The sequence below is a fragment of the Sphingopyxis sp. LARHCG72 genome (genome assembly GCF_052871675.1).
On the sequence record NZ_JBIXJU010000007.1, the window covers coordinates 63,382 to 85,110 of the forward strand.

The window sequence follows — 21,729 nt, forward strand, 5'->3', positions numbered from 1 at the left end:
CCTCCTACATCCTCAGCGCCGGAAGCTGAGCGTCACCGAATAACGGCGCGGATCGTTGAAATAGCCCTCGACGAAGCCGAAGCTGGTCGATGCGTCGTAACCCGCGGTCAGCACGCGCTTGTCGGTGATGTTGTCAACCGCGAGGCGGAGCGACAGCCCGCGCGCGGGCAGCGTAAATTCAGCGCTCGCGTTGAGGATCGCATGGTCGGGCGCGCGCAGGATCGGCGTATTTTCGACGTCGATATAGGTGAGGCTGCGATAGGCGGCGTCGAGGCGGAAGCTCGCGTCGATCGCGTCCGATACGGCGGTCGAATAGACGATGCTGCCGCTCGCGGTCAGGTCGGGTGCCTGCTTCGGATTGCGGAAGCTGACGTCGGTCGGAACGCCGCCGATCACCGACGTGTAGCGCAGATATTTGGCATCGAGATAGCCAAACGAACCGCTGAGGCGCAGGCCGCGCGAAACGCGGATGTCGGTTTCGACCTCGATCCCCTGAATCCGCGACTTGCCCGCATTGTCGGTGCGCACGACGATCAGGCCGGTGGTCGGGCTGACCGTCGAGACGAGCAGTTGCTGGTCGGTGTAATCGTTGCGGAAGGCCGAAACATTGAGCGTCACGCGCCCGCCGAGCACCGTTTTGAGACCCGCCTCATACGCGTTCAGATATTCGGGATCGTAAGCGCCGATCTCCTCGACCGAGGTCGGCCGACCGTTGAAGCCGCCGCTGCGGAAGCCGCGCGAGAAAGAGACATAGCCGAGGACGTCGGGCGTGAATTTATACGCGAGCGACGCGCGCGGCGTGAACGCCTTCCAGTCCTCGACGAGGCGGTAAGAGGGCAACCCCGCAAGCAGCGGCTGATGGCTGTAAATCCGGGTCGCGCTCTGCCGGAATGCCTTCTTCTCCCACGTATAGCGCGCGCCGAGTTCGAGCGTCAGCGCATCGGTGATGTCGAAGGTCGAATTGCCGAACAGCGCATAGTTGGTCGTCGTCTGGCGGTTCGCGAAATCGATGTTGAAATCGAGCGCGGTCGCGAGCGCCGGGTCGAACCCTGCCCCGATCAGCGCGGGATAGAGCCCGTCGGCGACGATCAGCCGCGTGTCGTCGCGCGTCCTTTCGCGAAACGCATAGGCGCCGAGCAGCAGCGTGCCGCGATCGCCGAACAGCTCGGTCGAATATTGCAGCTCCTGCGACAGCTGGCGGGCGCTTTCGTCGTGGATGTCACCGGCGTAATTGACGGCCGCAGAGGCATCGCCATCGCGGCCGAAGATCGCATGGACCCAGCGATACGCGCTGATCGATTTCAGCGTTCCCGCTCCCGCATCGACCGACAAGGTCAGCGTCGCGTTGGCCGCGTCGGTGTCGTCGCGGTTGAGCGCGGCGGTCGTGTCGGTGCGCTTTATGCTGCCCGGCGCGGTGCAGCAGGCGCCGAGGAAGGCCGACTGAAGGCCAGAGAAGAAGGTCGGCGTGAAGGCGAGCATCGCGTGCGGCGTGCTGTTCTGGCGCCGCCGCAGGCCGTCGACCGTCAGCACCATGTCGACCGGCGACGCATCGTAACGGAACGAGACGCGCCCCGCCTGGACGTTGCGATTGCCCAGATTCTTGCCCGAGGGCACCTTCTGCCAGCCCTCGCCCCATTCGCCGAGCGCGGCGACGCCGATCGACAGCGTGTCGGTCAGCCCCGCCTCGACATTGGCGCGGAGGCGCAGGTCGTTGAACGAACCATAGCGGACGTCGCCTTCGAGGCGGGTGCCGCCCGGCACGCGCGACACGACGTTGATCGCGCCGCCGATCGTGTTCTTGCCGAACAGCGAGCCTTGCGGTCCGCGCAGCACCTCGATCCGGTCGATGCCGAGCAGTTCGGTCGTCGCGCCGAAGCTGCGCGCGACATAGACGCCGTCGATATAGAGCGCGACCGCGGGGTCGGAGGTGATGATGAAGTCATTCTCGCCAACGCCGCGGATGAACGCCGATACGCCGCCGCTGTTGCCGCCCTGTCCCGGGGTGAACTGCAGGTTCGGCGCGACCTGCGCGACGTCGGTGACGCCGTCGAACCCGCGCTGGTCGAGCGCGTCGCCGCCGATCGCAGTCACCGCGATCGGCACGTCCTGCAGCTTTTCCTCGCGCCGCCGCGCAGTGACGACGATCTCGGTCGACTCCGCTTCGCTCACGCCTTCCGCCGTCTGGGCCTGCTCCTGCGCCTGAACCGGATGGGCCGCCACAAGCGCCCCGAAAGCGGCCGCCGCACGCAAGATATGCTTGTAAGTCTTCACTCTATCCCCCTGAATTTCAAAAATATCTATTCCGCCGCCTTTGCGGCCTGCGCCCGGAAATACGGGATCACATGCGTTCCGATGTTGCGGATCGTCTCGAGGATCACCTCGTGCGGCACCGCGCCCATCTGGAAGAGGAAGAGGATCTCGTCGGCGCCCGCGTCGAACAGCCGCTGGACGTAACGGATGCAGTCCGCAGGCGTGCCATAGGCATCCTGCACCTCTTCATAGGCACCGGTATGTTCGGACCCGATCGTGATTTTCTCTTCGGACAGATAGGCGACGACCGCCGCCTTTTCCTGTTGCAGGATCGCCGCCTGCTCGTCGCCCGACAGGTCCTCGACGGTCGGCTTGGGTCCGCCCTGATACCAGTAGCCGAGCGACTCGACGAAGAAGCGCTGGCCGCGCAGACCTATTTTTCGCGCCTTCTCGCGGTCATCGAGGACGAGCGCGGGGCAAAGCGCAGCGAGATGCTCGGTCGGGCGGAACCCGACCTGATCCTCGGCTTTCCGGTTCGCCCATGCCGCGCGATAGATCGCATTCTTGCTCGCGATATCGTCGGGCCCGGCAAAGCCCAGCACGAGCGCGCCGATGCCGCGCGCGCCCGCGGTCGTCAGCGCGTCGGCGCGCGTGCACGCCATATAGAGCGGCGGGTGCGGGTCCTGATACGGCTTGGGGTGGATCGGGCGGCGCGGGATGCGGATGTGCGTCCCTTCATGCTCGATCTCATCCTGCACCATGATCTTCGGGATCAGGTACATGCTCTCGTCGATCATCGGCTGGAGTTCGGCAAGATCATAACCGAAGGTGCCCGCTTCCTGCTGCGTCCCGCCCTTGCCCATGCCGAAATGGACGCGGCCGTTCGACAATATGTCGAGCGTCGCGATCCGTTCGGCGACCTTGACCGGATGGTTCATCGCGGGCGGAAGGCAGACGACGCCGTGGCCGATGCCGAGTCGCGTCGTCTTTCCGGCAAGGAAGGCGAGAAAGGTCTCGGGCGCCGACATATGCGCATATTGGGTGAGCGCGGTGTGCTCGACCGCCCAGACGGTATCGAAGCCCATTTCCTCGGCGAGCACCGCCTGCTCGACGATCTCGTGGAAACAGCGCGCTTCGTTTTCGCGCGATGTGTCCACCATCTGCGCTTCGTAAATGATCGAGAATTTCATGGCCTGCGACCCTCTCCACCGTCTGATTTCAGGGGTGCATAGGGCGGCTGGTCGCACCCGCTCCTCGTCCAATTGGATCAATTCGCCCGCGGCCGTCGATGCTAGGCAGCAGACACAATCGACAAGGGAGAAGGTCTGCGATGGGCATGTTCGAGGGCAAGGTCGCACTGGTGACGGGCGGGGCGTCGGGGATCGGCGTGGCGGCATCGCTGCGCTTCGCCGAAGAGGGCGCCGCGGTCATCGTCGCCGACATCAACGAAGCCGGCGCCGAAGCGATCGCGGAGAAGGTCCGCGCCGCGGCCGGCCGCGCGCGCGCAATCCGCTGCGACGTCGGCAGCGCCGCCGACAATGACGCAATGGTCGCCGCGGCAAAGCAGGAGTTCGGGCGGCTCGATGCGGCCTTTCTCAACGCCGGCGCCTATGCGCAGACCGCCTTCGAGGATACCGACGCCGAGACGCTCGACAACATGATCGCGATCAATCTCAAGGGCGCCTGGCTGGGATTGCAGGCGGTGCTGCCCGCGCTCGAGCATGGCGGGGCGGCGGTGGTCACCGCATCGACTTCGGGGATCATCGGACTCAATGTCGCCGCGGCGTACAGCGCCGCAAAACATGGCGTGATCGGCGCGGTGCGTTCAGCCTCGCAGAGTTTCGCGCGGCGAGGGCTGCGCGTCAACGCGATCTGCCCCGGCCCCGTCGCAACGGCGATCCTCGGCGTGACCGAATCCGCGCCGATCCAGCCCGCCGACGCGCTCACGCTCCCGGCCGATGGCCTGCTGCTGCCGCAGCATATCGCCGAACTCGCACTGTTCCTGGCGAGCCCGCGCTCGGGCGGGATCAACGGGCAGGAAATCATCGCCGATGCGGGCTTCCTCGCCAGCTATCCGCCGATGCCCGAATGAACCGGAGAGCGCGTCAGTCGCGCTCGACGCGGATACGGCTGAGCCGGGTCCTGGCGATCAGCCAGCGCCCGCGCGCCTTGCGGTAGCAGTCGTGATAATGTCCGAAACCGTGGCGCGAGCGACCGGCAAGGTCACTTCCCTCGCCCGCCCAGAAATGGTCGTCCATCGCCCAGATGCCTTCGGCGTCGCGCGCTCCGGTGAAGCGGATTTCAAAGCTATGGACGTGATGGACCGTCGTGGCATTTTCGAGCGCCGCGGTGACCCCCGCGACAAAGGCCTCGGCGCCGGTGGTCAGCAAGGCTTCGTCGGTCTCACCCGGCATCTCGCGGAAGTCACCGATCATGTCGTCGGTAAGCAGGCTGCGCAACAGCGCCCAGTCCTTGGTGTCGAGCGCACGCAGGTAACGCGCCTTGAGCAGCCGGATCTCCTCTATCGCGGCGAGATTGACGGCTTCGGTCATGATCTATTTCCCCTCCAGGAAGGCGGCTCGATAGGCCGCGAAACGCTGTTCTACATCGGAGCGGACCAGACCGAAATCTTCAAGCGCATATTTATGCGGCGCGCGATCTTCGCGCTTGTTGGCTTCGATCCACTCGGCCATCCCCGCACGCACCGCGTCGGTCACCGCGATCCCCGCGGCCTCGAGCACGCGCGTGCCCTCGCCAATCGGATCGCCCAGCAGGTCGGCGTAGCGAACGTCGATGAAATTCTGCCCCGCGACCTGTCCGCGCACCGCCATGAAGCGGTCGAGCAGTTCGGCGAGTCGCGGCACCCAGAAGGCGGCAACGCTCGCCGGATCGACGCGGTCGGACACCATCTGGTAAAGACTGTGCTCCATGCTGCAATAGCTCGGCACCGTCGCCACCGGGTCGCGGTGCGTCATCACGATCTTCGCCTCGGGGAAGACCTCGATCACCGCATCGAGCGCGAGCAGGTGGCCGGGCGTCTTGAGCACCCATTTCGCGCCCGCGCGGCTTGGGTCCTGCCATTGCAGCGACTGGAGGATCTGCCCCAGGTCGCGGTAGCATTGGACACGGTCGTTTTCGGTCAGCCAGCGCGCATAGCCGGGGACATGATAGGTGCCCTCGATCATCGTGCTCGAATAGAGTTGGCCGAGGATGATGAGCTCCTCGTCGGGCTGGTCGATGCTCATCGGATGGATCGACATCAGGTCGGGGATCGTCGCGAGCATATAGTCGAGGAAGCCCTTGGCCGTCTCGCGGCGCTGATGCGTTTCGCCGCGCCCCTCGCCGGGCATGGGCGAATAATTCTGCGTCTCGAACCAGCGCGTACCGGTCATTCCGGGCGCCGACGCGAGCATCCGGTGGAGCATCGTGCTGCCCGTGCGCGGCAGGCCGACCGCCACGGCCGCGACCTCGACCGTCTCGTCCAGTATCTCGGGGTGACGCTTGACCAGTTCGACATGGCGCAGCCGGTTGACGAGGCCATTGACGATCATCGCCGATGCGCTGCCGACACCGGCCTCGCTCAATCGCGCTTCGCTGTTCAGCGCGGGAATCAGCGCATCGATGTTGGCGAAGAACCAGGTGTCGCCGAAATCCGAAAGCCCGGTATCCGCGCACGCTCGCGCCACGAGCGTCGCCCGGTCGGGCACTTGTTTCACCATCTCTCCCATCGCACACCTCATTCGCATAGCGTTGCTGTTTTCACACATACTATACGAAATTCGTATCTGTCCAAGTCAGAATATACGCATACTGATAGATTAATATCATCCGCCTCCCAGTTCGGTCATCCCGGCATGCAGCAGGTGGACAAGCTGCGACTGACGGCGAGCGCCGGTCTTTGCGAAGATCGAACGCAGGTGCGAGCGCGCGGTATTGTGCGCGATGCCGAGCCGGTCGGCGGCCTCGACCAGCGAGCCGCCGCCGGCCAGCGCCGCCGCCAGCATCGCTTCCATACGCGTCAGCTGGAACAGGTCGCGGATCGCTTCGGGATCGGGTGCGGGATCCTGTCCCGGATCACTGACGAACAGCGCCAGCGCCGCACCCTTGCCGCCGCGCATGAAAGCGGGAGTCGTCACCGCCTTGGCGACGACGCCGAAGTCGCGCTGCCCCGACGGCCGTTCGATACGGAAGCGCTGCGGCGGCGCCGCGACCGGATCGGCGTCGGCCTTGAGCATCTTCAGCAGCTTCTCGAGCGCGCGATGCGCGTCGGGCGCGGCAAGGCGCAGGCGTCCGCCCGCCACCACCAGCCCGTCGCCTTCGCCCAGCAACCGCTCGGCAACCGCATTGGCGCGGACCACCTTGCCGTCATGGTCGAGAATGATCGCCGCCACCCCCATCTGCTCGACCACGCCGCGATAGACGCCATGCTCGGCGCCCGCCGCCTGCAGTCGCTCGAACAGGCGGATCGCGTTGCGCAGATGCGGGACGATTTCCTGCAGCGCCTCGCGCTCCGCCACGGTGAAATCGCTGCGAATGGCGTCGCGCGTCACGCGAAGCCGCGCCTCGAACCCGCTGTCGAAGCGCAGGTCGATACCCAATATCTGGTCGCCGCCCGCCGCCTCGAGAAAATCGCGCCAGAAATCGCTCATCCGCGTGTCGCCCTGCACGAAGTCGGTGAACGCGGTCACCTTGCCTTCGGGCAGCCCCTTGAACGGATCGTCGACGAAATAGCTTTCGATATAGTCTTCGGCGGTCCGCGGATCGCCGCCCGGGGTCACCAGCGTGCCCGGACGGCTGGCTCCCGGCATCGTAAGGATCAACGTCGCATAGCTGGCGTCGAGGTAGAGCGCGAGGCTGCGCAGGAAATCCTCCCACGGCGTTTCGGCCAGCAGCCCGCCGAACAGGTCGGACAGCAGGCCGGACAGCGCCGCATTCATCCCGTCGGTCTTCACTGCCGCTCCCTCATTTCCATCCATTCCATTCCACAAACAGGAGCCTATTGCCATGCCCATTGATCCCGCGCTCGCGCAGCTGCTCGCAATGATCGGCGACCTGCCGCACATGAAACCGCCTTTCGACGTTGCCGCGCTCCGGCTTGCCGACGAACAGCCCATGCCCGTCTTCAAGGCCGAGGTTGCCGAGGTACGCGACCTCACCCTCGACACCGCGGCAGGTCCCGTAAACGCACGCCTCTATCATCCCGCGCCGGGCACCGACCTGCCGCTGCTGTTCTTCATGCACGGCGGCGGCTGGGTGTTCGGGACAATCGATACCCACGATCCGCTGTGCCGCGCATTGGCGTCGGCGGCCGAAGTCGCGGTGCTGTCGCTCGATTATCCGCGCGCGCCCGAGCATCGCTATCCGGTGGCACTCGACGCGATGCGCGCCGCGCTGATCGCGGTACAGGAACAGGCGGCCGCGCTCGGCGTCGACCCCGCGCGGATCGCGGTCGGCGGCGACAGTGCGGGCGGCAACCTGTCCGCCGCGCTGTGCCTGAAGCTTCGCGACGAGGGCGGCCCGGCGATCGCGCACCAGCTCCTCTTCTATCCCGTCATCGACAACGACTTCAGCCGCGCCTCCTATATCAAAAACGGCGCCGGCTATTTCCTGTCGGGTGCGATGATGCAGTGGTTCTGGGCGCAATATCTGGGCGATACCGATCAGGCGCCCGCCCCCCATGCCGCGCCGATCCGCGCCGAGAGCCTCGCCGGCCTGCCCTCCGCCACCGTGATCACCGCCGAATATGACCCGCTGCGCGACGAAGGCAATGCCTATGCCGCGCGGCTCGCGGCCGAAGGGGTCGAAGTGACCCACAACCAGGTCCCGGGCGTGATCCACGGCTTTGCCTCGATGCTCGGCATGCTGCCGCAGGCCGACGTCGCGGTGGGTACCGCGGCGAAAGGACTGCGCCGCGCCTTCGCACTGGAAACGGCAGCATGAGATGCGCGCGGGCGGATCAGACCCCGTATCCGCCCGCGACCGCGATCTGCTGTCCCGTGACATACGCAGCTCTGGACGAGGCGAGAAAGACAGCGGCATGACCGATTTCCTCAGGCTGGCCCCAGCGCTTGAGCGCCAGATTCTTGTGGACCTCCTTCGTCCACGCCTCATCGAACACGCCCTGCTTCGACAGTTCGAGGAACATGCCCGCCTCGATCACGCCGACGAGGACCGTGTTGGCGCGGATGCCATTCCTCCCCTCCTCGCGCGCGAAACCCTTGACCAGCGCCTCGTTCGCCGCCTTCGGCGCCACCGACAGCCCGTCCTTGTCGGGCCAGCGCAGGTCGCCCGCCGATCCCAGATGGACGAGCGACCCGCCGCCCTGCGCGCGCATATGCGGGATAATCCCGCGCGCAGCGTTGAAAAAGCCATGGACCTCGACGTCGATCGCGGCGCGCCACTGGTCGATCGTCGTTTCGGCCAGCCCGACCTGCTCGACGAGCGGCCCCGCGCCCCAGACCAAAGTATGGACGCGGCCGTGCACGCCGGCGGCATCGGCGATCGTCGCCGCCAGCACGCCCTCATCGGTGACGTCGCAGCGATGCAGGCTCGCCTTCTGCCCGGCCGCTTCGATGTCGGCGGCGAGCGCCTTCGCTTCCGCTTCCTTCGAACGCCACACGATCGCGACATCGCTTCCGGCGTTCGCGAACTCGCGCGCGACTGCGGCGCCGATCCCGCCCGTCGCCCCGAAAATCAGCACCGCCCCTGCGGGGAACATCGGTCCCGTACCCATGGCCATCCTCCTTGATCAATCTTGCATGATGTTATTCAATGTGAGATATATCACCTAAATGCGATGCTGATATCAATTTTTGCAACGCAAAATGCAAATACAAGATTGAAGAGAGGTTCTTTCCATGGCGACAACCGCAGAATATGGACTGGGCGACCAGGTCTTTCCGCGCGGCTGGTTCATGATCGCTGCCGCCGCCGAGCTCGAGGGCACGAAGCCGCTCGCGGTGCGCTTCTTCGGGCGCGACCGCGTCCTCTATCGCGGCGAGTCGGGACAGGTCTATCTGGTCGACGCCTATTGCCCGCACATGGGCGCACATCTTGCGAAGAACGAGACGAGCTTCGTGATCCGCGACCAGGAGCATGTGCAGGGCGATTCGATCCGCTGCCCCTATCATGGCTGGCGCTTCGGCCCCGATGGCCGCTGCAACCAGATCCCCTATTCGCCGCAGCGCATCCCCGCCGCCGCGAAGCTCGAAAACTGGCCAGTGATCGAGCGCGCAGGCTGCATCTGGATGTGGCACGATCCCGAAGGCGGCGAACCCGAATATGAATTGCCGCCTTTTGAAGAATATTATCAGCCGCATTGGGTCAAATGGGAACTCGACCGGCTCGGCGAGCTCGCGAGCCACCCGGTCGAGATCCTCGACAATATGGCCGACCGCGCGCATTTCGAGCCCGTCCACGGCAACGACGCCGTCGACCTGTTCGAGAATGATTTCGACGGCCACCGGATCGTCCAGCGCCTGCGCGCCGGCCACCGCACCCTTCAGGGCGACGCCCCGCTCGAAACCGACACCTGGTATACGGGGCCGGGCATCCTGCAATCGCGCATGTCCGGGCAATTCCCGTCGATCATCATGATCGCGCACACACCCGTCGACGACGGTGTTGTGAAGGTTTGGCACGCGCTGCTGGTCAAGGTGCCCAATGCCGAGCCCACCGACGAGGATGTGGCGATGGCGCGTGCCTATCAGGCCGCGGCCTGCGCCGCCTTCGCGCAGGATTTCGAAATCTGGTCGAACAAGAAGCCGTGCGTCAATCCGATGGCGGTGCAGGGCGACGGCCCGATCGGCAAGCTGCGCATCTGGTACCGGCAATTCTACAACCCGCGCGCGCGCGCCGAAGAGTTCCAGAAGCGCGTCAACGGCACCCACGTCACGCGCGGCACCTTGTCCGCGCCGTTCGAACAGAAAATCGCCTGACCGGCGACATACAAACAGAAGCAGAGGAAATCATGGGAAGACTGGCAGGCAAGGTCGCGATCGTCACCGGCGCGGCGCAAGGCATGGGCGCCGCGACTGCGCGCCTTTTCGCGGCCGAGGGCGCGAAGGTGGTGTTGTGCGACATATTGGAGGACGAGGGCCGGGCGACCGCAGCGGAGATCGGCGGCGATGCGCTGTTCCTGAAGCTCGACGTGCGTTCGGACGCCGAATGGGAGGGCGTGGTAGCCGAAACGGTCAAGCGCTTCGGCCAGCTCGACATTTTGATCAACAATGCCGCGGTCGTCCATTTCAGCCCGATCGAGGCGATGCCGGCCGCGGATATCGAGCGCGTGCTCGCGATCAACGTCATGGGCACGATGCTCGGCGCCAAACATGCGTCGCAGCCGATGATCGCGGCGGGACGCGGGGTGATCGTCAACATCTCGTCGGTCGATGGCCTCCGCGGTTGCAACGGCCTGTCCGCCTATACCGCGAGCAAATGGGCGGTGCGCGGGCTGTCGAAATCGCTCGCCTTTGAACTGGGGCCGCGCGGCATCCGCGTCTGCACCGTCCATCCGGGCGGCGTAAACACCCAGATGGGCAATCCGTTCGGGCTGACCGGCGACGCGGTCAACGTCGGCTACGAGCGCGTCCCGCTCCAGCGGATCGGCGAGCCCGAAGAAATAGCGCGCGCGAGCCTGTTCATCGCGTCGGACGAGGCGAGCTATATCAGCGGCGCCGAACTCGCGGTCGATGGCGGCTGGTCGGCGGGCTATTATCAGACAGCCCTGCCCGGCGCGCCGGCGAGCCTCGCCGGCACGCTCTGACGATGCTGGCGGGCAAGGTCGCGCTGGTCACCGGCGGCGGTCAGGGCGTCGGGCGCGGAATCGCCCGCGCCCTCGCCCGCCGCGGCGCCCGGGTCGCGCTCGTCGGGCGCACGCCCGCCAAGCTTGAGGCGGTCGCGGCGGAGATCGGCGAGCAGGCCGCCTGCTTCGCCGCCGACATCAAGGAAGCGGCGGCGGTGACTGCCGCAGCACGCGCCGTGGCCGAACATTTCGGCGGGATCGACATTCTCGTCAACAATGCACAGGAAGTCCCGCTCGGGCCGCTGCTCGCGGTCGAGGACAGCGCGTTCGAAGCGGGCTTCGCCTCGGGCCCGCTCGCGTCGTTCCGCCTGATGAAGGCCTGCCACCCCTACCTCCGGCAGCGCGGTGGCGGCACGATCATCAACCTCGCCAGTTCGGCCGCGGTGCGCTGGGACATGTCCAATTATGGCGCCTATGCCGCGGTGAAGCAGGCGACGCGCGCGCTGACCCGCGCCGCTGCCGCCGAATGGGGACCGGACAATATCCGCGTGCTGGCGATCGCGCCGCACGCCAATTCGCCGGGACTGCAAGGCTGGATCGATAACAATCCGGAAGAGGCCGAGGCGTTTTTCCGCACGATCCCGCTCCGCCGCGTCGGCGACTGCGAAACCGACATCGGCGATGCCGTCGCGGCGCTGTGCGGTCCCGATTTTGCCTATCTGACCGGCGCCACCATCCCGCTCGACGGCGGGCAGGCCCATTTCGGCTGAGAAGGCGGACGATGCGGGCGACGGACGACATCATCGCGATCCAGCAATTGCTCGCCGCTTACGTCTTCGCGATCGACGCAAAGGATTATGACGCACTCGACGCGGTGTTCGTCCCCGGCGCGACGGTCGACTATCGCGCGGCAGGCGGCGCCGCCGGCACATGGCCGACGATGAAGGCGTGGCTGAAAGGCGCGCTCGCGCCCTTTCCGCTGACCCAACATCTGATCGGGCTGCCGCTGATCCGCCTCGACGGAGACCGCGCGAGCGCGCGCGCAATGCTGTTCAACCCGATGCGGCTGGCACGGCCGCAGGGCGAAGAGCTCTTCTTCGTCGGCTGTACCTATGTCGACGACCTCGTCCGCACCGCGGACGGATGGCGGATCGCGAAGCGGGTCGAAACCGATTTCTGGGCCAAGGACGCCCCCGCCGACCTCATCGCCGAGCCTGCATGATGACCGGCAATCCGTTCACCCCCGTAAAGATCGGCCCGCTCACGCTGAAGAACCGTTTCATCCGTTCGGGGGCGAACGAGATGATGAGCAAGGACATGCGCCCGACGCGCGCGCTGCTCGACTTCCACACCGCCTATGCGCGCGGCGGAATCGGCATGACCACGCTCGCCTATATTGCGGTATCGAAGGACGGTCGCACCCTGCCCGGCCAGGGGGTGATGAGCGCCGACAGCCTGCCGCACTACCGCGCGGTCACCGACGCAATCCACGCTGCGGGCGCGAAGGCGTCGGCGCAGATCACCCACGGCGGCAGCTTCTGCCAGATCGACGATCTGTCGACCCCGCGTGCGATGTCGGCGAGCGGCGGCATCGACAAGATGGGCGTACTGATGGGCCGTTTCTTCCAGCGCGCGATGACCCGCGTCGACATGGACCGCGTTCGGCACGAGTTCGCCGAAGCCGCACGGCTTTGCGAGGAAGCGGGTTTCGACGCGATCGAGGTCCATATGGGGCACGGCTATCTGCTCAACCAGTTCCTCTCGCCGCTCTCGAACAGACGCCGCGACGATTACGGCGGTTCGCCCGAAAATCGCGCGCGCTTCCCGGCCGAGGTGCTTGCGGCGGTCAAGGCAGCGACCGGCGGACGCCTCGCGATCCTCGCCAAGATCAACCTGTTCGACGGCGTCCCCGGCGGCGCGACCGTCGATGACGCGATCGTCGCTGCGCGCGCGTTCGAGGCGGCCGGCGCCGACATGTTGGTGCTGTCGGCGGGGCGCAATATCGAGAGCGTCTGGGCGATCTTCGGCAGTCCCCTCCCCTATGACGACCTTGCCGCAATGCAGGGCGGGCTGTTCGCGAAGCTGCAATTCGCGATCCTCAAGCGCAGCGTGCCGAAACTTCCGCCGTTCCACGAAAACTACCTGATGGACCAGGCCCTGGCGCTGAAGGCCGGGCTGGGGGCAAGCTCGATGAAGCTCGCCTATCTGGGCGGAGTCCAGTCGCTCGCGGGGGCGGATGCGGCGCTGGAGGCGGGCTTCGACGCGATCGCCCTCGCGCGCGCGCTGATCCACGATCCCGGCATGGTCGATGCGTGGCGGACGGGCGCGCGCGCAGTGTCGGGCTGCACGGCCTGCAACCGCTGCGTCGCCGTCATGTACGGCCCCGCGGGCACGCATTGCCCCGTCGTCGGCAACGCGCTCGATCCGGCGCTCAAGAACATATTCGCAGGAGAAAGGGCCGCCCATGCTGCTTGAAAAGAAAGTCGTCGTGGTGAGCGGCGCCGGACCCGGCATGGGCCAGGCGCTTGCACGCATCGCGGCGCGCGAAGGCGCGAAGGTCGTGCTCGGCGCACGAAGCGCGGGCTTTATCGAAGCCGTCGCAAGCGATATCCGCGCCGCGGGCGGCGAGGCGATCGCGGTGCCGGTCGATGTCGGCGACGCGGGCCAATGTCATGCGCTCGCCGCGGCGGCGATCGATGCGTTCGGCACGATCACCGGCCTCGTCAACAGCGCCTATATCCATGGCGCGTGGACCACGGTCGATCAGGCCGATCCCGACGACTGGGCGAAGGTTTTCGACGTCAATTGCCTCGGCGCGCTGCGCATGACGCAGGCGGTGCTGCCCGCGATGCAGGCGGCCGGCGGCGGCGCGGTGGTCAATGTCGCGACGATGTCGCAAGTGTCGCCCTTTCCCGGCGAGGGCGGCTATGCCAGCGCGAAGGGCGCGCTCGCCACGATGACGCGCCACATGGCACAGGATTTCGGGCGCTGGAACATCCGCGTCAACGCGGCGCGGATGGGCTGGATCGGCGGCAAGCCGGTCTATGACTATATCGATCGCGAAGTCGCGGCGGGCGCCGACCGCGACGCGCTGGTCGCGGGGATTACCGCGCGTATCCCGCTCGGCGTCATCCCGCCCGAGGAGGATTGTGCCAAGAGCCTCCTCTTCTTCCTCTCCGATTACGCAAAAATGGTCACCGGCGCGACGCTCGACGTCAACGGCGGCCAATATATGGCGCCGTGACGATGACGAGCGACCGCATCCTTTCGCCCGATGTCTGGCGCGATTTCTGCCGGCGACTCGAAGCCGCCGGCGAGATCGTGACGGGCTTCGACGCCGCCGCCAACCCGCTCGACCGTGCCGAGGGCTATCGTTACCTCACCCGGCTCTTGCGCATCGCGCTCGACATGCAGCTCGAACATGCCGATCCCGATTTCCCGAGCTTCTATGCCGCATCGCACGAGACGGCGAAGATCGGCGCGGACAATCCCGACAATATCTATATGAACGCGACCATATCGGGGACGCGGGCCTATCGCATCCGCGGCCGGCGCGGCTCCGTGCCGATCCTGAGCTTCGGCACCAAGGCGAACCGCTATGCGATCGACGGGACGATGGCGTCGACGGGCGAGCTCGATGCCGCCGACATGGCGTTCGCGCCCGACGGGTCGTTCGAAATCCTCGTCAGCAGCGAACGCCAGCCGGGCAACTGGCTGCCGCTTGCCGACGACAGCTCGATGCTGCTCGTCCGCCAGACCTTCCTCGACCGCGCAAAGGAAATCCCTGCGTCGGTGACGATCGAGGCGGTGGACGGCCCGGCGCATCCCGCGCCGCTGTCGCCCGACCGGCTCGAAGCAGCACTCGAACGCGTGACCGGCTTCGTTGCCGGCACCGCGCGCACCTTCGTCCACTGGGCGGAGGATTTCCGCGCCGGGCAGATGAACCGGCTCGCGACGGTCGACCAGACGCGCTTCTTCCGCGCCGGCGGCGACCCGACGATCTTCTATCTCCACGGCTGGTGGCAACTCGAACCCGGCGAGGCGCTGCGCATCGACACGCGGATTCCCGAATGCAGCTTCTGGAACTTCCAGCTCGACAATGTCTGGATGGAATCGCTCGATTACCGCCACCACCGGATCCATGTGAACGGCCATAGCGCGCGGCTCAACGCCGACGGCACGCTGACCCTCGTCGTCGCGCCGCGCGATCCGGGGTTCGGCAACTGGATCGACACCGCCGGCCATCACCAAGGCACGATGCTGCTGCGCTGGACCGGCGCCACCGACCATCCCGTCCCCGACACGAAAGTGATCCGCATCGATGACCGATCTTGAAACCCGCATCGCCCGGCTCGAAGCCGAAAGCGACATCCGCCGCCTGAAAGCGCGTTATCTGAATGCCTGCGACGCAAAGGACGTCGACGCGATCCGCGCCTGCTTCACCAAGGATGCGGTGATCGATTTCCCGCCGGTCGGCGAATTCGATCTCGACGGGCTGATCGGCATCTTCACGCAAATGGCCGCGACAACCCCGATCACCGACGTCCATCAGGGCCATAATGCCGAGATCGAGGTGGACAGCGACGTCGCGAGCGCCCGCTGGAATCTCGGCTACGCGACCTACGACCCGCGCGCCGGCAGCTTCCGTCTGCTCGCCAATTTCTACCACGATCGCTATCGCCGCACCGAAGACGGCTGGCGTATCTGCTACACGCGCTCGGAACCGCGCGCGATCGTCGACGGGGTGATCGCGGAAGACGGCATCAAGGCGAGCTGGGTCGCCGGGTAAAGCGGCCGGCTGCGGTCATCCGGGCCAACTTGTCAATTTCCCGAATGCTGCCATATCCGGCGTGGCAATGACCGAAATTTATCTGATCCGCCATGGAGAGACCGCGTGGAACGCCGCCGGCCGTTTTCAGGGAAAACTCGACTCTCCGTTGACCGACACCGGCGTCAAGCAGGCAAGGGCTTGCGGCGAAAGGCTGGCAGCGCTCGGGATCCGTTTCGACACATTGATCGCAAGCCCGTTGGGGAGAACCCGACAGACCGCTTCGATCGTAGCGAGCTGCGGCCGGTTTCCTGACGCGCAATATGACAATCGACTGGCGGAAGTGTCCGTTGGCTCATGGGACGGATTGACCCAGATGGATATCGATGCCCAATGGCCGGGTCGGCTCGATGGCTCGACACCGTTCGACTGGTTCTTCAGATCCCCCGACGGGGAGAGCTATGACGCGGCTTTCGAGCGTGTGACGGAATGGCTGGGCGATACCGGGGATTGCGTCGTTGCGGTTTCACACGGCCTGACCGGCCGCATCCTCAGGGGCGCCTATCTCGGATTGCCGAAGAGCGAGGCGCTCTGCCTGCCCGTTCCTCAGGATGTAATCTGGCGGCTCGCGAAAGGGCGAATAGAAGCCATATCGGTTGCGTGAGGAATCTCGGCGCGCCCATTCATCGTGTTTTTGCGATCGACGAACAGCGCCCTCAGTCCACCAATGCGCACCAGCGATAGTCATGCTTGATGAAATTCTGCCCGAGGCTGTAGCGCACGCGCCGCACGCCTGGGATCTTGTCGATCGTCTGGTGCAGGAAATCGGTGAGCTCGTTGCCATTCTCGACCAGGGTCATCGCGAGCACATCGGCGCGGCCGAGCGTCGTCGCGACGAAGCCGATTTCGGGTAGCGCCGCCAGCCGCTCGGCGACGCCTTCGATGTCCGCCGCGGTGTCGGCCTCGACCCACAGATAGGCGAGGATCGGGTTGCGCAGCCGGTTGGCGTTGGTCACCGCGGCGACGCGGATCACGCGATTGTCGAGCAACCGCTTGAGCCGCGAGCGGATCGTGCCTTCGGTCAGGTCGAATTCGCGGCCGATCTCGCGGTTCGAAACGCGCGCGTCGTGGCCGAGGCGCTCGATGATCTTGTGGTCGAGTTCGTCGAGACTGATACGCGTCATAGCGGCGCCCATTCCGGATTATATTTGAACACTTTGAGCGCAAGGCTCGGGAAAATCCGCTCGACCCCGTCGATCTTCGCGATGACGTTGGTGAGCAGGTCCTGCATTTCCTCGAGCGTCTCGGCCACGACCTGGATTTCCAGATCATGCGTGCCGATCGCGACGTTGACCGTGATCACGCGCTCGAGTTCGGCAATGTCGGCGCCGACCTCGCCCGCCGACCGTCCCTTCACCTGCACGCCGACGGGCGCCAGATAGCCGAAGCCCATCGCGGACAGGTCGCGCATCGCGACAACGCGCACCATGCTCGCATCCTCGAGCCGGCGCAGGCGGGTGCGCACGGTCGCCTCGTTGAGCTCCATATCGCGCGCGATGTCGCGGTTGGCGATCCGGCCGTTCTTGCGGAGCGCGGCGATGATCTGCTCGTCGACATCGTCGAGCGCGAACGACCCCGCATCCTGCCCCGCGCTCGCGGCCTTGCCCCGTGTCCTTTTTCCGGCTTTGGTCGCGCTTCGCAACGCCTTCACTCCCGTCCCGCCCAAAAACCCGCGGCGCGCGGGTATGAGCTTTCACAGACCGCATCGCCGCACCCCTGTCAACACCATCGGCCAGCATCGCAAAAATTATGCATTTGCGTAGATAAAATGTTTTTCAGAAACGCAATCATTAGGTAGAGATGCATGATTACGCGTTAATTGCAAGTTTTCGCGATCAAGAGGACGAAGGAGCAACGAAGGTGGCACGTCACGAAGTCGATTTATTGGTCATCGGCTCCGGCGCGGGCGCGCTCACCGCGGCCTTCACTGCCGCCGACGCTGGCGCCAACGTACTCGTTGTCGAAAAAAGCGCGCGCTACGGCGGGACGTCGGCCACGTCGGGCGGTGGCATCTGGATTCCGGGCAGCGCGGATGCGCGCGCCAAAGGCCATGCCGACGATCCCGAAGAAGCGCTGGGATATATCAAGGCGCTGATCGGCGACGACGTGCCCGAGGCGAAGCTCAAGACCTATGTCGCAAGCGCCAACCGGATGCTGAGCTATCTCGAGGAACGGTCCGACGTCCGCTACATCGCTTATGCCTATTCCGATTATCATATGGATGTCGCGGGCGCGCGCGACGGCTGGCGGACGCATGACCCGATCCCGCTGATGGCCGACCAGCTCGGCGAAGATTTCTGGAAGATGGAGCCGCCGCACATACTGACGCTGACCCTCGGCCGCTTCACTTGGACGATGGAGGAAGCCAAGCTGCTCCTCACGATGAGCCCCGGCGCCAAGTCGCTGCTGTTCAAACTGATGCTCAAATATGTCTTCGACCTGCCCTGGCGCTTCAAGACCAAGCGCGCGCGCCGGCTCACGGGCGGCAATGCGCTGATCGGGCGGTTGAAGCTGTCGCTCGACCGCAAGGGCGTTCCGATCTGGCTGAACAGCCCGATGGCCGAGCTGATCACCGAAAAGGGCCGGATCACCGGCGCGGTCGTCGAACGCGACGGCCGGCGCATCGAAATCCACGCGCGCAAGGGCGTCGTGCTGGCGACCGGCGGCTTCGACCACAGCGAGGCGCTGCGCCGCAAATATCTGCCGCAGCCAACCTCGGCCGACTGGAGCGCCGGGGTACCGAGCAACACCGGCGACGGGCTCGAAGCCGGCTTGAAGGCGGGCGCGGCAACCGGGCTGATGGATTCGGCCTGGTGGGGCCCGGGCTTCCTGCTCGAGGGCGAGGACCGCGCACGCATCCTGTTCGTCGAGCGCGCCCTCCCCTCGTCGATCATCGTCAATCAGGCCGGGCGGCGCTACATGAACGAAGCGGCCTCCTATCATGTCGCGGGGGGCGAAATGCACCGCTGCAACCGGCCGGAGGCCCCGACCGTGCCGTCATGGTTCGTCTTCGACGCGCGTTATCGCGGCAAATATATGCTGGGGCCGATGATGGCGGGCAAACCGTCCGCCGACGCCCGGTTGCCCGAAAATATGCGCAAAATCCTGAAGAAGGCCGGCAATCTTGCGGGACTCGCGGCGCAGATCGGGGTCGATCCCGCGGTGTTCGCGGGCGAGGTTGCCCGCTTCAACAGCCATGCCGCGAAAGGCGAAGACCCCGATTTCGGTCGCGGCGCCTCGGCGTATGACCGCCATTATGGCGACGCCTCGGTCAGCCCCAATCCGACGCTGGCGCCGATCGCCGAAGCGCCCTTCTATGCAATCCCGATCTATCCGTGCGACCTCGGCACCAATGGCGGGCTCCAGACCGACGACGATGGGCAGGTGCTCGATACGCAGGGCCGGCCGCTCGGCGGGCTCTATGCGGTCGGCAATGTCTCCGCAGCGGCGATGGGGCGCACCTATCCGGGCGCCGGCGCGACGCTGGGTCCCGCGATGACCTTCGGCTGGCTTGCCGCGCGCCATGCGATGCGGGTGAATGATTGATGGCGGTGTTCAAGGTAATTTCGCTGTTGAAAGCACGGGCGGGAATCGATCGCGCTGCCTTCGTCGAACATTATGAAACGTGCCACGTGCCGCTGGTGCGGGAACTCATGCCGAACATCATCGCCTATCGCCGCAACTATGTGCAGGCCGAGAGCGGCATCGCCTTCGAGCTGGCGCCAGCGTTCGACTATGATGCGATCACCGAGATCTGGTTCCGCGACCGCGCGGCATTCGACGAGGCGCTGGCCGTGCTGATGCGTCCGGCGAACGCCGCACGCATGGCCGAGGACGAAGCGCTGTTTCTCGACCGCAGCCAGACACGGATGCTGGTCGTCGACGAACATGAAAGCGAAATTTGAGCCGCGCCGCGGCGCGGACCGCGAAGCTCAGCGCGCCAGATAGCCGCCGTCGACCGCAAGCGCGTGGCCGGTGATGAAGCTCGCCTTGTCCGAACAGAGGAAGACCACGGCGTCGGCGACTTCCTGCGCCTCGCCGATGCGGTTCATCGGGTGCATCGCGGCGATGAAGCGCGCCGCTTCTTCCTCCTGCGCGACCGCCTCGACCATCGGGGTCCGGATCGCGCCGGGGCAGACCGCGTTGATACGGATGCCCTGCGCGGCATAGCGCAGCGCCGCCGACCGCGTCAGCCCGACGACGGCGTGTTTCGAGCCGCAATAGCCCGCGCCGCCCGCGCCCGACATGCCGGCGATCGATGCCGTGTTGACGATCGCGCCGCGTCCCGCGCGCTCCATATGGCGGAGTTCCGCGGTCATGCAGAGCAGCAGGCCGCGCTGGTTGACCGCGATGCTGCGATCATAGGCGGTGAGGTCGCCCCACGGCGTCTCCATCCCCTCGAGCGCGACCCCGGCATTGTTGAAGGCGCAGTCGAGAGCATCCCAATCGGCGACCAGCGCGTCGACGAACGCATCGACCGCGGCGCCATCGGTGACGTCGAGTGCACCGTGGCGCGCCTCGCCGCCCGCCGACACGATCAGCGCGGCGGTTTCGGCCGCGCTTTCGGCATTGAGGTCGGCGACCGCGACGCGCGCGCCCTCGGCGGCGAAGGCGAGCGCGGTCGCGCGTCCGATGCCACTGCCGCCGCCGGTAACGAACGCGGTTTTTCCTGCGAGCAGCGTCATGGTCTAGCCCTTTTTCCTCAGACGATTTCGAACAGTCCGGCGGCCCCCATGCCGCCCGCGACGCACATCGAGACGACGGCATAGCGCACACCGCGCCTTTTGCCCTCGATCAGCGCATGGCCGACAAGCCGCGATCCGGTCATGCCGAAGGGATGACCGATCGCGATGCCGCCGCCGTTGACGTTGAGCTTGTCGGGATCGATGCCGAGCTTGTCGCGGCAATAAAGCGCCTGGCTCGCAAAGGCTTCGTTGATTTCCCAGAGACCGATATCGTCGACCTTAAGCCCCGCGCGATCGAGCAATTTGGGAATCGCGAAGACCGGGCCGATCCCCATCTCCTCCGCCTTGCAACCCGCAACCTGGAATCCGCGATAGAGGCCGAGGATCGGCAGGCCTTCCTTCTCCGCGGTCGCACGGTCCATCAGGACCTGCGCCGAGGCGCCGTCCGAAAGCTGGCTCGCATTACCCGCGGTGATGTGCCGCCCTTCCTTGACGACCAGCCCGTCCCTGAACACGGGCTTGAGCGCGGCGAGCTTTTCGGCGGTGGTGTCGCCGCGCACGCCCTCGTCGTGCGCCAGCGTCACTGCTTCCTTCCCGGTCTCGTTGCCTTCCTTGTCAAACAGCGCCTTGCCGACGGTGATCGGCACGATTTCGTCCAGAAAGCGTCCCGCTTCCTGCGCGGCGCCGGCGCGCTGCTGGCTGATCGCCGAAAATTCGTCCTGCGCCTCGCGGCTGACGCCATAACGGTCGGCGACGATTTCGGCGGTCTCGATCATCGCCATATAGGCATGGGGATCGGCAGCTTTCACGAACTCCGAACGGTTGCGGTACTGCGGCGCATGCTTGTTGAGCGTCAGCGAGATGCTTTCCATCCCGCCCGCGACCGCGACGTCGATCTCGTCGGCGATGATGCCGCGCGCGGCGAGCGCAATCGCGTTGAGCCCCGACGAGCATTTGCGGTCGAGCGTGAATCCCCCCGTGCTGTCGGGCAGCACCGAGCCATGTACCGCGAGCCGGCCGAGGTTATAGCTTTGCGTATTCCAGTGATTGCCGACGCCGAGATAAACATCGTCGACCCGCGCCGGATCGATGCCGGCGCGCGACACTGCGGCGTTGACGACATGCGCCGCAAGCACCGGCGCTTCGGTATCGTTGAACGCACCGCGATAGGCCTTGCCCACCCCGGTACGCGCGGTCGCGACGATGGCGGCTTCGCGCGCCAT

General features: G+C 65.9%; 23 protein-coding genes. 13 read left to right on the forward strand and 10 right to left on the reverse strand.

Annotated features, from left to right (window positions below; translation table 11 throughout):
• Positions 1-12 precede the first annotated feature (12 nt).
• Together ACIPPQ_RS16090 and ACIPPQ_RS16095 are read right to left on the reverse strand one after the other, a co-directional pair.
• Positions 13-2,271, reverse strand: a complete 2,259-nt coding sequence (locus ACIPPQ_RS16090) for a TonB-dependent receptor (protein ID WP_446545079.1) — start codon at positions 2,269-2,271, stop codon at positions 13-15.
• Positions 2,272-2,297: 26 nt separating this feature from the next.
• The gene (locus tag ACIPPQ_RS16095) at positions 2,298-3,440 is read right to left on the reverse strand and encodes an LLM class flavin-dependent oxidoreductase (protein WP_446545080.1); all 1,143 of its coding nucleotides are present in this window, start codon (positions 3,438-3,440) and stop codon (positions 2,298-2,300) included.
• A gap of 140 nt (positions 3,441-3,580) precedes the next feature.
• Here ACIPPQ_RS16095 and ACIPPQ_RS16100 point away from each other — a divergent pair, with 140 nt between their 5' ends.
• Positions 3,581-4,342, forward strand: coding sequence for an SDR family NAD(P)-dependent oxidoreductase (locus ACIPPQ_RS16100; protein ID WP_446545081.1), 762 nt, complete (start codon positions 3,581-3,583; stop codon positions 4,340-4,342).
• A 13-nt stretch (positions 4,343-4,355) separates the two neighbouring features.
• On the opposite strand, the gene ACIPPQ_RS16105 is transcribed toward ACIPPQ_RS16100, so the two are convergent.
• The 3 genes from ACIPPQ_RS16105 to ACIPPQ_RS16115 form a co-directional block, all read right to left on the reverse strand.
• A complete protein-coding gene (locus tag ACIPPQ_RS16105; RefSeq protein ID WP_446545082.1) occupies positions 4,356-4,802 on the reverse strand; it encodes a nuclear transport factor 2 family protein in 447 nt (148 codons plus the stop codon).
• 3 nt (positions 4,803-4,805) lie between these two features.
• A complete protein-coding gene (locus ACIPPQ_RS16110; RefSeq protein ID WP_446545083.1) occupies positions 4,806-5,978 on the reverse strand; it encodes a sulfotransferase family protein in 1,173 nt (390 codons plus the stop codon).
• Between the two features lie 96 nt (positions 5,979-6,074).
• Positions 6,075-7,202: a helix-turn-helix transcriptional regulator gene (locus ACIPPQ_RS16115; protein WP_446545084.1), complete on the reverse strand. Its 1,128-nt coding sequence runs from the start codon at positions 7,200-7,202 to the stop codon at positions 6,075-6,077.
• Positions 7,203-7,254: 52 nt separating this feature from the next.
• Between ACIPPQ_RS16115 and ACIPPQ_RS16120 the strand changes: the two genes are divergently transcribed.
• On the forward strand, positions 7,255-8,190 hold the full coding sequence (locus ACIPPQ_RS16120) for an alpha/beta hydrolase (RefSeq protein WP_446545085.1): 936 nt from the start codon (positions 7,255-7,257) through the stop codon (positions 8,188-8,190).
• Between the two features lie 16 nt (positions 8,191-8,206).
• Here ACIPPQ_RS16120 and ACIPPQ_RS16125 read toward each other — a convergent pair whose 3' ends face one another.
• Positions 8,207-8,983 (reverse strand): SDR family NAD(P)-dependent oxidoreductase, encoded by a 777-nt coding sequence (locus ACIPPQ_RS16125; protein WP_446545086.1) that lies wholly within the window; start codon positions 8,981-8,983, stop codon positions 8,207-8,209.
• Positions 8,984-9,107: 124 nt separating this feature from the next.
• Here ACIPPQ_RS16125 and ACIPPQ_RS16130 point away from each other — a divergent pair, with 124 nt between their 5' ends.
• From ACIPPQ_RS16130 to ACIPPQ_RS16170, 9 genes are all read left to right on the forward strand, one after another.
• Complete coding sequence (locus ACIPPQ_RS16130; protein ID WP_446545087.1) at positions 9,108-10,187, forward strand: Rieske 2Fe-2S domain-containing protein; 1,080 nt, start codon at positions 9,108-9,110, stop codon at positions 10,185-10,187.
• A gap of 32 nt (positions 10,188-10,219) precedes the next feature.
• A complete protein-coding gene (locus tag ACIPPQ_RS16135; RefSeq protein ID WP_446545088.1) occupies positions 10,220-11,014 on the forward strand; it encodes an SDR family NAD(P)-dependent oxidoreductase in 795 nt (264 codons plus the stop codon).
• Between the two features lie 2 nt (positions 11,015-11,016).
• Positions 11,017-11,763, forward strand: coding sequence for an SDR family NAD(P)-dependent oxidoreductase (locus ACIPPQ_RS16140; RefSeq protein WP_446545089.1), 747 nt, complete (start codon positions 11,017-11,019; stop codon positions 11,761-11,763).
• A gap of 11 nt (positions 11,764-11,774) precedes the next feature.
• Entirely contained in the window at positions 11,775-12,215 is a 441-nt protein-coding gene (locus ACIPPQ_RS16145; RefSeq protein WP_446545090.1) for a nuclear transport factor 2 family protein, read from the forward strand.
• Entirely contained in the window at positions 12,212-13,468 is a 1,257-nt protein-coding gene (locus ACIPPQ_RS16150; protein ID WP_446545091.1) for an NADH:flavin oxidoreductase, read from the forward strand. Before ACIPPQ_RS16145 ends, ACIPPQ_RS16150 begins: the two co-directional genes overlap by 4 nt.
• Positions 13,458-14,237: an SDR family oxidoreductase gene (locus tag ACIPPQ_RS16155; protein WP_446545092.1), complete on the forward strand. Its 780-nt coding sequence runs from the start codon at positions 13,458-13,460 to the stop codon at positions 14,235-14,237. Before ACIPPQ_RS16150 ends, ACIPPQ_RS16155 begins: the two co-directional genes overlap by 11 nt.
• Before the next feature lie 2 nt (positions 14,238-14,239).
• On the forward strand, positions 14,240-15,328 hold the full coding sequence (locus tag ACIPPQ_RS16160) for a DUF1214 domain-containing protein (protein WP_446545093.1): 1,089 nt from the start codon (positions 14,240-14,242) through the stop codon (positions 15,326-15,328).
• Positions 15,315-15,782: a nuclear transport factor 2 family protein gene (locus ACIPPQ_RS16165; RefSeq protein ID WP_446545094.1), complete on the forward strand. Its 468-nt coding sequence runs from the start codon at positions 15,315-15,317 to the stop codon at positions 15,780-15,782. The genes ACIPPQ_RS16160 and ACIPPQ_RS16165 overlap by 14 nt, the downstream gene beginning before the upstream one ends.
• A 67-nt stretch (positions 15,783-15,849) precedes the next feature.
• Positions 15,850-16,425 (forward strand): histidine phosphatase family protein, encoded by a 576-nt coding sequence (locus ACIPPQ_RS16170; RefSeq protein WP_446545246.1) that lies wholly within the window; start codon positions 15,850-15,852, stop codon positions 16,423-16,425.
• A 52-nt stretch (positions 16,426-16,477) separates the two neighbouring features.
• Here ACIPPQ_RS16170 and ACIPPQ_RS16175 read toward each other — a convergent pair whose 3' ends face one another.
• Both ACIPPQ_RS16175 and ACIPPQ_RS16180 read right to left on the reverse strand, forming a co-directional pair.
• Positions 16,478-16,945, reverse strand: coding sequence for an Lrp/AsnC family transcriptional regulator (locus ACIPPQ_RS16175; RefSeq protein ID WP_297661860.1), 468 nt, complete (start codon positions 16,943-16,945; stop codon positions 16,478-16,480).
• Positions 16,942-17,463 carry an Lrp/AsnC family transcriptional regulator gene (locus ACIPPQ_RS16180; protein WP_446545095.1) on the reverse strand — a complete coding sequence of 174 codons (522 nt, stop codon included), beginning with the start codon at positions 17,461-17,463 and terminating at the stop codon, positions 16,942-16,944. Before ACIPPQ_RS16180 ends, ACIPPQ_RS16175 begins: the two co-directional genes overlap by 4 nt.
• A gap of 218 nt (positions 17,464-17,681) precedes the next feature.
• On the opposite strand from ACIPPQ_RS16180, the gene ACIPPQ_RS16185 reads away from it, so the two are divergent.
• Positions 17,682-19,367 carry an FAD-binding protein gene (locus ACIPPQ_RS16185; protein WP_446545096.1) on the forward strand — a complete coding sequence of 562 codons (1,686 nt, stop codon included), beginning with the start codon at positions 17,682-17,684 and terminating at the stop codon, positions 19,365-19,367.
• Between the two features lie 5 nt (positions 19,368-19,372).
• Positions 19,373-19,726, forward strand: a complete 354-nt coding sequence (locus ACIPPQ_RS16190) for an EthD domain-containing protein (RefSeq protein WP_446545097.1) — start codon at positions 19,373-19,375, stop codon at positions 19,724-19,726.
• A 27-nt stretch (positions 19,727-19,753) separates the two neighbouring features.
• On the opposite strand, the gene ACIPPQ_RS16195 is transcribed toward ACIPPQ_RS16190, so the two are convergent.
• Positions 19,754-20,506, reverse strand: coding sequence for a glucose 1-dehydrogenase (locus tag ACIPPQ_RS16195; RefSeq protein WP_446545098.1), 753 nt, complete (start codon positions 20,504-20,506; stop codon positions 19,754-19,756).
• Between the two features lie 17 nt (positions 20,507-20,523).
• Positions 20,524-21,729 carry a thiolase family protein gene (locus ACIPPQ_RS16200; protein WP_446545099.1) on the reverse strand — a complete coding sequence of 402 codons (1,206 nt, stop codon included), beginning with the start codon at positions 21,727-21,729 and terminating at the stop codon, positions 20,524-20,526.

Bases quoted from the DNA above. Each gene is read 5' to 3' on its own strand.
- ACIPPQ_RS16105 (WP_446545082.1), bottom strand. From the start codon at position 4,802: ATGACCGAAGCCGTCAATCTCGCCGCGATAGAGGAGATCCGGCTGCTC.
- ACIPPQ_RS16175 (WP_297661860.1), bottom strand. From the start codon at position 16,945: ATGACGCGTATCAGTCTCGACGAACTCGACCACAAGATCATCGAGCGC.
- ACIPPQ_RS16120 (WP_446545085.1), top strand. From the start codon at position 7,255: ATGCCCATTGATCCCGCGCTCGCGCAGCTGCTCGCAATGATCGGCGAC.
- ACIPPQ_RS16095 (WP_446545080.1), bottom strand. From the start codon at position 3,440: ATGAAATTCTCGATCATTTACGAAGCGCAGATGGTGGACACATCGCGC.
- ACIPPQ_RS16150 (WP_446545091.1), top strand. From the start codon at position 12,212: ATGATGACCGGCAATCCGTTCACCCCCGTAAAGATCGGCCCGCTCACG.
- ACIPPQ_RS16160 (WP_446545093.1), top strand. From the start codon at position 14,240: ATGACGAGCGACCGCATCCTTTCGCCCGATGTCTGGCGCGATTTCTGC.
- ACIPPQ_RS16135 (WP_446545088.1), top strand. From the start codon at position 10,220: ATGGGAAGACTGGCAGGCAAGGTCGCGATCGTCACCGGCGCGGCGCAA.
- ACIPPQ_RS16195 (WP_446545098.1), bottom strand. From the start codon at position 20,506: ATGACGCTGCTCGCAGGAAAAACCGCGTTCGTTACCGGCGGCGGCAGT.
- ACIPPQ_RS16145 (WP_446545090.1), top strand. From the start codon at position 11,775: ATGCGGGCGACGGACGACATCATCGCGATCCAGCAATTGCTCGCCGCT.
- ACIPPQ_RS16200 (WP_446545099.1), bottom strand. From the start codon at position 21,729: ATGGCGCGCGAAGCCGCCATCGTCGCGACCGCGCGTACCGGGGTGGGC.
- ACIPPQ_RS16165 (WP_446545094.1), top strand. From the start codon at position 15,315: ATGACCGATCTTGAAACCCGCATCGCCCGGCTCGAAGCCGAAAGCGAC.
- ACIPPQ_RS16130 (WP_446545087.1), top strand. From the start codon at position 9,108: ATGGCGACAACCGCAGAATATGGACTGGGCGACCAGGTCTTTCCGCGC.
- ACIPPQ_RS16140 (WP_446545089.1), top strand. From the start codon at position 11,017: ATGCTGGCGGGCAAGGTCGCGCTGGTCACCGGCGGCGGTCAGGGCGTC.
- ACIPPQ_RS16100 (WP_446545081.1), top strand. From the start codon at position 3,581: ATGGGCATGTTCGAGGGCAAGGTCGCACTGGTGACGGGCGGGGCGTCG.
- ACIPPQ_RS16155 (WP_446545092.1), top strand. From the start codon at position 13,458: ATGCTGCTTGAAAAGAAAGTCGTCGTGGTGAGCGGCGCCGGACCCGGC.
- ACIPPQ_RS16170 (WP_446545246.1), top strand. From the start codon at position 15,850: ATGACCGAAATTTATCTGATCCGCCATGGAGAGACCGCGTGGAACGCC.
- ACIPPQ_RS16125 (WP_446545086.1), bottom strand. From the start codon at position 8,983: ATGGGTACGGGACCGATGTTCCCCGCAGGGGCGGTGCTGATTTTCGGG.
- ACIPPQ_RS16110 (WP_446545083.1), bottom strand. From the start codon at position 5,978: ATGGGAGAGATGGTGAAACAAGTGCCCGACCGGGCGACGCTCGTGGCG.